Annotated in this window: 3 protein-coding genes; all 3 read right to left on the reverse strand. The window is 27.3% G+C overall.

Features of this window, described 5'->3' with window-relative positions; all coding sequences use genetic code 11:
• Positions 1–304 (reverse strand): hypothetical protein (locus ACTG3S_RS14410; RefSeq protein ID WP_439130028.1); only part of this gene is annotated, 304 nt, incomplete at its 3' end.
• A gap of 106 nt (positions 305–410) precedes the next feature.
• Entirely contained in the window at positions 411–788 is a 378-nt protein-coding gene (locus ACTG3S_RS14415) for a TraR/DksA family transcriptional regulator (protein WP_439130029.1), read from the reverse strand.
• 4 nt (positions 789–792) lie between these two features.
• On the reverse strand, positions 793–1,591 hold a 799-nt coding region (locus ACTG3S_RS14420), incomplete at its 5' end, for a DUF5915 domain-containing protein (protein WP_439130030.1).

Here is a 1,591-nt window from a genome sequence, read left to right on the forward strand (position 1 = left end):
TTCTTCTTTGTAGTTTTCTTTGTTTCTTTAAATTTTGTTGAACTTTGTAAATATTTTCTGGATAAGTTCTACCAGTATAAGGGTTTATTTCTAACAAATACAGTTGTTCTAAATATTTATTAGGTGGTATACCTGCTGCAATTCTTTCTTTTTTTGATAATTTTAAATTACCTTGTAATTGGTGATTTTTTATAAAACGTTTATGTTTTTCTTTTACTAAAGTTTTATTTGTGCTTAAATCTTGATTTCTAAAAACCAAAAAACAAACAAAAAGCATAAAAATAATTATAAAACTCTTTTTCATCTTATCAAAAATAAGATAAATATCTCATTTAAAAATATGTAACAATTAAAAAAACCCTAACAGAATCTACTTCTATTAGGGTTTATAGTATGTTTTTAAAAGCAACCTATTGTTTACGTTTAGCCTCTATACTTAAAGTGGCATGTGGCACCAACCTTAAACGTTCTTTTTGAATTAATTTACCTGTAACTCTGCAAATACCATAGGTTTTATTTTCTATTCGTAAAAGTGCATTTTTTAAGTCTCTAATAAACTTTTCTTGTCTGATTGCTAATTGCACATTTGCTTCTTTGTTCATTACATCAGAACCTTCATCAAAAGATTTAAAAGATGGTGATGTATCATCTGTACCATTATTTGCATCATTTTTATAAGAAGCTTCTAGTAAAGCTAAATCTTCTTTAGCTCTTGCAATTTTTTTATCTATAATTGCTTTAAATTCCTGTAAATCTTCGTCTGAATACTTTAATTTAACCTCTGACATAATCTTAGATTTTTTCTATTAATATTTTACTTTTTATTTTGTCAAACTCGATTTCTGTACCATTTTCTAAAGCATCTACAAATCCCAATTCATTGGTTAAAGTTTCGCTCATGATATAGTTTTTGTTTGCAGTTATAGCATTTTCTAAACTTGGATCTTTTACAACCGTTAATTTAATTTTATCTGTAACTTCTAAACCCGTGTCTTTTCTTGCGTTCTGAATTCTATTAATTAATTCTCTAGCTATACCTTCTTTACGTAATTCTTCTGTAATGGTAACATCTAGAGCTACTGTTAATGCGCCTTCGTTTGCAACTAACCAACCTTCTATATCTTTAGAAGATATTTCTACATCTGACAGTTCTAAAGTAATATTTTTTCCATTAACTTCTATAGAAATGTTTTTATCTTTCTCTATTTTGTTAATATCTTCTTGTGTAAACTTTTGTACCTCTGCTGCAATAAAACGCATATCTTTTCCAAATTTAGGGCCTAAGGCTTTAAAATTTGGTTTTATTTGCTTTATTAAAATGTCAGAAGCATCTTCCATCATCTGAATTTCTTTAATATTAACCTCGTGCTTAATTAAGTTGGCAACAGCTAAAATTTCTTCCTTTTGTTGATGATTATCAATAGGAATCATAATTTTTTGTAATGGCTGACGCACTTTTATTTTTTCTTTAGCTCTTAAAGATAATACCAAAGAAGAAATTATTTGTGCATTTTCCATTTTACGCTCTAAACTTTTGTCTACAAAGTTTTTATCAAAAACAGGGAAATCTGCTAAATGGATACTTTCTGAT

Source organism: Polaribacter sp. (assembly GCF_965656025.1).
Taxonomy (GTDB): domain Bacteria; phylum Bacteroidota; class Bacteroidia; order Flavobacteriales; family Flavobacteriaceae; genus Polaribacter.

Bases quoted from the DNA above. Each gene is read 5' to 3' on its own strand.
- ACTG3S_RS14415 (WP_439130029.1), bottom strand. From the start codon at position 788: ATGTCAGAGGTTAAATTAAAGTATTCAGACGAAGATTTACAGGAATTT.